This window comes from uncultured Hyphomicrobium sp. (genome assembly GCF_902826555.1).
Taxonomy (GTDB): domain Bacteria; phylum Pseudomonadota; class Alphaproteobacteria; order Rhizobiales; family Hyphomicrobiaceae; genus Hyphomicrobium_C.
Window position 1 is genome coordinate 30,196 of the sequence record NZ_CADEFI010000012.1, and the last position, 6,747, is coordinate 36,942.

The following is a 6,747-nucleotide window of genomic DNA, read 5'->3' on the forward strand; positions in this document are numbered from 1 at the left end:
GGGGGCGCCGCCGCTGCGCGGTCGCGCACGTGTTCGGTGCCTCAGCTCGACTCGATCAGAAAGCTTTTATGCCCTGTCGGCAATGCACTCGACGGCGTCTCCGCCTCGTCTTTGAGATGGACGCCGGAATGGCCGCGCTTGCGGGCTTCGGTCATGAGATAGAGCAGCTTGTGGGCCGCGAGGTCGTACCTTAGCCCTTCGCGGCGCACGTTCGAGATGCAGTTTCGGGCTTCATCCGTAAGTCCCACCCGCGGCTCGAGCGTCATGTAGATGCCCATGCTGTCGGGAGAGCTGAGGCCCGGCCGTTCGCCGATGAGCACCACCACCATGCTCGCACCCAAGAGCTCACCCACCTCATCACCCACCGCGACACGGGCTTCGCGCACGATCACGAGAGGCGCTAGGCGCCACTTCTGATCCGCAAGAGAAGGTAAAATCGCGTCGAGAAACGGCGCGGCATTCTCCTCGATGGCAAACGAAGACAAACCATCCCCAATTACGAATACGACATCGTATCCGCCCTCGCCGTGTGCCATTTTTACGAGCCCTTGCCGTGAGGGCTCATCCAAGCGCCTGCCCTTGTCGGGTCTCTGAAGGTACATGGGACGGTTTGTAGCTGCGCTGTGCAGAACAAGGGGCGCCAATCCCCGCGCTTTGAGCGAGGTCTCAAGTGCCGACACATCAAGCTCGTGATGCACGGCATTGCGCGCCCGCGCATGTGCGAGCTGAAATTCGAGGTGTGCCTTGGTGGGTAGGCTGGTGCCGGCGCGGCCAAGAGCGATGCGCGCGGGCGTATATCGCCGAAGCTTGTCCCACGGGTTAGGAACGACGATCGGCTTGCTGTCCTCTGACATGAACCCTCCCGATCTAGTGAAGATGCGCAAGTGCGCGCTGAAATGACGTCGGCAGCGTGTCGGCCAGTTTCAACGCGTCGCCCTTCTCGAAGATGCCTACGCTCAGCAGCCAGTCCTCGAACTCCGGCGATGGTTTGAGTCCCAGAGCCTTCCGCGCGTACAGCGCATCGTGGAACGATGTCGTCTGGTAATTGAGCATGATGTCGTCTGATCCGGGGATGCCCATGATGAATGTGATCCCCGCAACGGCAAGCATCGTTAGTAGGGCATCCATGTCGTTCTGGTCGGCCTCGGCGTGGTTCGTGTAGCAGATATCGCACCCCATCGGGACGCCCAGAAGCTTGCCGCAGAAATGATCCTCCAGCCCGGCGCGAATGATCTGTCGCCCGTCGTAAAGATACTCCGGACCGATGAATCCCACGACGGTGTTGACGAGCAATGGCTTGTATTTCCGTGCGACCGCATAGGCTCGTGCCTCGAGTGTCTGCTGATCGACGGCATGATGTGCGTTAGCCGACAGAGCGCTGCCCTGTCCGGTCTCGAAATACATGGCATTGTTGCCGACGGTGCCGCGCTGCAGGCTTTGTGCAGCCTCGAAACCCTCCTTGAGAACCGAAAGATTGACGCCGAAGCTGTTGTTTGCAGCTTCCGTTCCGGCAATGGACTGAAACACGAGATCGATCGGCGCGCGCCGGTTGATCGCTTCGATGCTGGTCGTCACGTGCGTCAGCACGCATGATTGAGTTGGAATGTTGTAGCGCTGGATGACCTCGTTCAGCATCTCAATGAGCGTTGTGACGGCTGCAATGCTATCGGTGGCCGGATTGATCCCTATCACGGCATCGCCGTTACCGTACATGAGGCCGTCAACGATGCTGGCGGCGATCCCCGTAGGGTCGTCGGTCGGATGATTGGGTTGGAGACGCGTCGATAGGCGTCCCTTGAGACCGATGGTGTTGCGGAACTTCGTGACCACCCGGCACTTCTGCGCGATCAGGATGAGATCTTGGATGCGGCTGATCTTTGACACCGCCGCCGCCATCTCCGGTGTCAATCCCGGAGCCAGCGCCGCCAGGGATTTCTCGTTGGCAGCGTCCGACAGCAGCCAGTCGCGGAATGCACCGACCGTTAGATGTGCGACGGGCTGAAACGCCCGCGCGTCGTGCTCATCGACGATGAGGCGCGTCACCTCATCGCTTTCGTACGGCACGACGTGATCTTCGAGGAAAGTCTTGAGCGGCACGTCCGCCAGCGCCATCTGCGCCGCCACCCGCTCCTCGTCGTCACCTGCCGCCACGCCCGCTAGGTAGTCGCCGGAGCGCGCGGGGCTGGCTTTGGCCATCAGCTCGCGCAGTCCATCGAACGTGTAGCTGTGGCTGCCGACCGATTGCGAATATCGCATCGCCATCCTCCCTAGACTGGTGTCTCATAATGTGAGAGAGCGGCCCTCGCGGATGGGAGGGCCGCTCGTCGTCCTACTCTTACACCGGTTCTTCTTCGCCAGGGGCGGCGGCAACGAGATGGTGGCGGCTATAGAAGGCGAAGTAGGCGACTAAGATCGCATAAGCGATCGCCGACAACGCCGCCACGCTGATGTGCAGACCGAACAGGTCCATGGTCTTGTCGGTGAGGAACACCGCAACCAGGGCGATGCTGGCCAGCACGAGAGCGATCCCGGATGTCAACACGCCACCCGGCGTCGCATACGGCCGCGGCAGATTGGGCTCGGCAAATCGCAACTTGATGTGCGAGGCCATCATCAGGATGTACGAGATCGTCGCCCCGAACACGGCCATCAGGATGAGTTGGTCGCCCTGCTCGGTGAGGGACAGCAGGAAGCCGACAATACCAGGCACGATCAGGGCCACCCACGGTGACTGGCGCGCGTTCGTCAACGACAGACCGCGCGGCAAATAACCGGCACGCGACATGGCGAACACCAGCCGGGAATAGGCATAGATGATGGAAAAGAACGATGCGATGAGGCCCGCGAGGCCCACGAAGTTCACGAACTTCGACACCCACGTTGGTCCCCCGTAGGTGGCAGGATGCTCGAGCGCCGCCACCAGCGGATTGGTATTGGTTTTCAGCGCCTCCGAGCCAACGCCGCCGGGCCCGAAAATCATGATCAGGGCGCAAAAGGCGAGCAGCACGAATATCCCGCCGATCAGCCCGCGTGGCAGGTCGCGCTTGGGATCGGTCGACTCCTCCGCCGCCAACGGCACGCCCTCGATGGCGAGGAAGAACCACATCGCGAACGGAATGGCCGCCCAGATCCCGAGATAACCGAACGGCAGGAACGGCGAGGCGCCTGTCGCCTCCGGGTTCACCGCGATATCGAACCATTTGCTGCTGTCGAAGAATGGTGCCATCGCTACGATCCAAACAACGAGAGCGATCACGGCCAGTGCCGTGATGGCGAATATCAGGCGCAACGCCTCGCCGGCACCATAGATATGGATACCGAGGAACACGCCGAAGAAAGATGCCGAGATCACCCACTGCGAGATGTCGAGCTCGAACAGCGACTTCACATAACCGCCGATAAACACCGCAATCGCCGCCGGCGCGATGGCATATTCGATCAAGATCGCCGTGCCGGTGAGGAAGCCGCCCCACGGTCCGAATGCGCGCCGCGCGAAGCCGTAGCCGCCGCCCGCGGTCGGCGCGATGGTCGCCAGCTCCGCCAGGGCAAAGCACATGCAGGTATACATTAGCGCCATCAGCAGAGAGGCTATCATCAAGCCGCCCCAGCCGCCTTGCTCGAGTCCGAAGTTCCAGCCGGCATAGTCGCCGGAGATCACGTAGGCGATGCCGAGCCCGACCAGCAGGACCCACCCCGCCGCGCCTCGTTTCAGCTGCCTATGCTCGAAATAGGACTGATCGACCTTCTCGTATTCGATGCCACCATGTCCTGTGGATGTGGGCTCCATAGCGATCCTCTTGTGTTGCTTGTTATTGTTTTGATTGTCTTGCAACGCAGCATGGATCGTTCGGACGGGGCTATTCCGGTCCGGTCACGGTGCAACCTGCAAGATGCCTGCTTTCAGAATTCGCCGGGGGGCACGCCGACTATTCAATCTCTTATTTGGCTGACGCTAGTCATGCGCTACTATGCCGTCTATCCAATTTCGGCACGTCGTGTCCGTCCTCGACTTAAGTTGAATGTGACGGTGCGCGAGGCAGTTTGGTTGCTCGTATGGATGCCGCGCATGGTGGCCTTGTCTGATCGCCACGCTTCAATGGCCCCGACCGGCGGCAAGGCGGCTGCACTTCACGCCGCCAGCACGCGTGACATTGACGAGCAGGCGGCCCTGCTGCGCGGTTGGAACCAGACCTACGATCAGATTTCTGCAGGACCTTTCAAGGGAGCGTTTCTGGAAGCTCAGCTCGATGGGGTGCTGTTGTTCCGGGAAGTCACCAGCAACGCGCTGCATCAGAGGGGACATCTGCCGTCTGGCTCGATCGCAGTGGGGGTGCCGATTGCGTTGTGCGGCAATGCAACATTCTGCGGGCAGCACTGCGACGGCACCCAACTGCATGTCTTTTCCGGAAAGGATTCCTTCGATTTTTTCTCTCCTAGAGGTTTGGATATAGCGGGCTTCGTGCTGGCCGAGAGCGATCTGCACGGCGCCTTCACGTCGGACCAGCAGGAAACGGTGCTGTCGACGCTCCTATATCCCCACTTGCGCCCGGTCGAGCCGAGAGCAGCCTGCCACATGCGCCGCACTTTCGGGGATATATGCGAGGTTCTTGCGGAGAGCTCGGAGTGTGCCATCGATCCCTTGCGTTTGTCGTTGATGGCGCGAGATGTGACCGATGCCGTCGTGACGGCCCTCTCCGGCGCTGGAAGCGAAAAGTCAGATATCTCGCCGGCGAAGCGAGCGCGCGTTGTGCGGGAGGCACGGGAACTGGTCGTAGACTCTCCAGATCGCTACGCGAGCGTGGAAGAGCTTTGTCGGACACTTGGCATCAGCCGCCGGGCACTGCAGCAGTCGTTCCAGGAGACGCTTGGGCTCAAGCCCACGGCCTATTTGCGAGCTGTTCGAATGAATGGCGCGCGCCGCGCCATAAAACACGCGGGCTCCGTCGCAGAGGCAGCTGCGCTTTGGGGCTTTTGGCATTTTGGACGCTTTGCGCGTGACTACAACGTTATGTTCGGAGAGCTGCCGTCAGAAGCTTTTAGGCGTTACCGCCCGGCGCACGGGATGAAGGGTCTTTGATTTGGTCCCCATCGGATCCGGCAATTCGCCAATAGTGCGCAAATCCGCAATTCCAAATGGCGGGCTTTGGACCGTCGCCGCGGCACAGGAAGGACAGAAGCTGGCTGGCGGTCGGTCCCAATAGCGGACGTCGGCTTGGCAATCGAGATTGCGAAACGTTGGTATCTGCAGGCGTGGTTCGAACAAATCGGATCAGGACGTCCACACGTTCAAGCGATAGCCAATGCCGGATTCGGTGGTGATGAGGGCCGGCGTGTCCGGGTCTGTTTCCAGTTTCTGCCGGAGCTGGCCGATGAACACGCGCAGATACTGTAAATCCTCCGCGTGGGCCGGCCCCCAAACCGCGGTCAGAATCTGGCGGTGGGTCAGAACCCGGCCGGCATTGCGCACGAGGATCGCGAGCAGATCGAACTCCTTCGGCGTTAGCTTCACGGGCTCGCCGTCGCGCGTGACGCGGTGAGCCAGGATGTCGATGACGAGAGGTCCAGCCTGCATCGCGGTTTGCTCGGCGGCCTGCTGAGCCGCATGGCGCAACGCCGTTCTAAGGCGCGCGGTGAGCTCACCGATTCCGAAGGGCTTGTTGACGTAATCGTCGGCACCGAGGTCGAGGGCGGCGATCTTCTCGGACTCTTGATCGCGCGCAGAAAGAACGAGGATTGGAGTCTTGGACCATGTCCTGAGCTCGCGGATGACGTCCTTTCCGTCCATGTCCGGGAGCCCGAGATCAAGCAGGATAGCGTCGGGAGAGCGTGTGGCGGCCGCGGCGAGTGCTTCCTTGCCGTTCGTGGCCGCGATGACCTCGTAGCCGGCGGCGGCGAGGCTGGGCTTTAGAAACCGGAGGATCTGCGGTTCGTCGTCGACCACCAGGATGCGCGCGCCGCTCATGTTTCGCCCCTTGCCATGTCCGTGCCCGGCACGCCTCCGGCGTCCGCCGGAAGCATGATCGTGATCGCGGTGCCTTTGCCTTCGAGGAGCGGGCTATGCGCGGAGATCGTTCCACCCAAAGCCGAGACAATTGCTGCTGCGATGGAGAGGCCCAGACCGGTTCCGGGCGCGCGCCCGTCGCTGCCCGAGACACGATAGAACTTGTCGAACACTTTGCTCAACGCATCCGCCGGGATTCCGCTCCCCTGGTCGGCAACGACGATTTCGATTCCTCTGGCCGAGCGGCGTGCGGAAACCTTGGTGACAGAGCCCGCCGGGCTGTATTTATGCGCATTGTCGAGCAGGTTGAACACCACCTGCTCCAGGAGCGCCGCATCACCACGGACGAACGGAAGATCGGGGTCGAGTTGACTCTCAATCCGGCGGTCAGGAAATAGTTTGGCTGCCCGTGCAGTGGCGCCGCTCACGACATCGCGTAAGTCCACCCAATCGCGTCGAATGTCGAGAATTCCGGCTTCGAGACGCGTCATGTCAAGCAGGTTCGCGACGAAAGCCGAGAGGCGCGTTGCCTCCTCCTCGATCGTGGCAAGAAGATCTGCGCGGTCCTTGCCATCCATGCGGTCGCCAAGCTGGCGCAAGCTCGTCGCGGAGCCGAGGATCGAAGCCAGTGGCGTGCGGAGATCGTGCGAGACCGATGTAAGCAGGGCATTACGCAGTCTCTCGCTTTCCGCGGCCGTGGCGGCCTTGGCGGCCATTTCGACAAGGCGCGTCCGCTCAATGGCGAT

Annotated in this window: 6 protein-coding genes; 1 reads left to right on the forward strand and 5 read right to left on the reverse strand. The window is 61.4% G+C overall.

Annotation, left to right across the window (positions count from 1 at the left end; all coding sequences use genetic code 11):
- Nucleotides 1-41 precede the first annotated feature (41 nt).
- The 3 genes from eutC to eat all read right to left on the reverse strand — a co-directional run bounded on the left by eutC (nucleotide 42) and on the right by eat (nucleotide 3,787).
- A complete protein-coding gene (eutC, locus tag QZV93_RS07440) occupies nucleotides 42-854 on the reverse strand; it encodes an ethanolamine ammonia-lyase subunit EutC (protein WP_295557257.1) in 813 nt (270 codons plus the stop codon).
- A 13-nt stretch (nucleotides 855-867) separates the two neighbouring features.
- Nucleotides 868-2,256, reverse strand: a complete 1,389-nt coding sequence (locus tag QZV93_RS07445; protein ID WP_295557259.1) for an ethanolamine ammonia-lyase subunit EutB — start codon at nucleotides 2,254-2,256, stop codon at nucleotides 868-870.
- 79 nt (nucleotides 2,257-2,335) lie between these two features.
- Nucleotides 2,336-3,787 (reverse strand): ethanolamine permease, encoded by a 1,452-nt coding sequence (eat, locus tag QZV93_RS07450; RefSeq protein ID WP_295557261.1) that lies wholly within the window; start codon nucleotides 3,785-3,787, stop codon nucleotides 2,336-2,338.
- Between the two features lie 171 nt (nucleotides 3,788-3,958).
- On the opposite strand from eat, the gene QZV93_RS07455 reads away from it, so the two are divergent.
- Complete coding sequence (locus tag QZV93_RS07455; RefSeq protein WP_295557262.1) at nucleotides 3,959-5,077, forward strand: helix-turn-helix domain-containing protein; 1,119 nt, start codon at nucleotides 3,959-3,961, stop codon at nucleotides 5,075-5,077.
- 192 nt (nucleotides 5,078-5,269) lie between these two features.
- On the opposite strand, the gene QZV93_RS07460 is transcribed toward QZV93_RS07455, so the two are convergent.
- Complete coding sequence (locus QZV93_RS07460) at nucleotides 5,270-5,962, reverse strand: response regulator (protein WP_295557264.1); 693 nt, start codon at nucleotides 5,960-5,962, stop codon at nucleotides 5,270-5,272.
- Nucleotides 5,959-6,717 (reverse strand): ATP-binding protein, encoded by a 759-nt coding sequence (locus QZV93_RS07465; protein WP_295557341.1) that lies wholly within the window; start codon nucleotides 6,715-6,717, stop codon nucleotides 5,959-5,961. The genes QZV93_RS07460 and QZV93_RS07465 overlap by 4 nt, the downstream gene beginning before the upstream one ends.
- Nucleotides 6,718-6,747: the final 30 nt, after the last annotated feature.

What these genes read in the sequence shown, in the direction of transcription:
- QZV93_RS07455 (WP_295557262.1), top strand. Translation starts at nt 3,959, where the DNA reads ATGCGCTACTATGCCGTCTATCCAATTTCGGCACGTCGTGTCCGTCCT.
- QZV93_RS07445 (WP_295557259.1), bottom strand. Translation starts at nt 2,256, where the DNA reads ATGCGATATTCGCAATCGGTCGGCAGCCACAGCTACACGTTCGATGGA.
- QZV93_RS07465 (WP_295557341.1), bottom strand. Translation starts at nt 6,717, where the DNA reads ATGGCCGCCAAGGCCGCCACGGCCGCGGAAAGCGAGAGACTGCGTAAT.
- QZV93_RS07460 (WP_295557264.1), bottom strand. Translation starts at nt 5,962, where the DNA reads ATGAGCGGCGCGCGCATCCTGGTGGTCGACGACGAACCGCAGATCCTC.
- eat (WP_295557261.1), bottom strand. Translation starts at nt 3,787, where the DNA reads ATGGAGCCCACATCCACAGGACATGGTGGCATCGAATACGAGAAGGTC.
- eutC (WP_295557257.1), bottom strand. Translation starts at nt 854, where the DNA reads ATGTCAGAGGACAGCAAGCCGATCGTCGTTCCTAACCCGTGGGACAAG.